The sequence below is a fragment of the Psychrobacter sp. TB20-MNA-CIBAN-0197 genome, assembly GCF_040309765.1.
In the GTDB taxonomy this organism is placed as follows: Bacteria; Pseudomonadota; Gammaproteobacteria; order Pseudomonadales; family Moraxellaceae; genus Psychrobacter; species Psychrobacter submarinus.
The window spans coordinates 1-267 of sequence record NZ_JBEOPC010000696.1; the positions used below are offsets into that span (position 1 = coordinate 1).

Here is a 267-nt window from a genome sequence, read left to right on the forward strand (position 1 = left end):
GGCCAGTTCGGCATCGTGCGAGCTTTCGCTCTGCCGATACAAAGTGGCATGGCCAAGAATCCGTTCACCCTCGACCGCAACCAGTGAGTGCCAGCGCTTGGCTGCGTGGTTCTGATTGATCAGGCAGGGCAGGTAGACGTCGCTTTGCACGTAATGATCGCCATAGACCTCGCGAAACAGCTGGCTGACTGCCGTGGCGTCGGTGTCACGGTAATTGCGCAGGATCAACGCTTCCATCACGCACCTCCCTGTCATGTCGGTCGTAGC

1 protein-coding gene is annotated in these 267 nt (G+C 58.8%); it reads right to left on the reverse strand.

Translation table 11 applies throughout. The annotated features are described in order from the left end of the window. Positions 1-237: GNAT family N-acetyltransferase (locus AAEY83_RS15585; RefSeq protein WP_351060383.1), on the reverse strand; the 237-nt coding region annotated here is incomplete at its 3' end. Positions 238-267 lie beyond the last annotated feature (30 nt).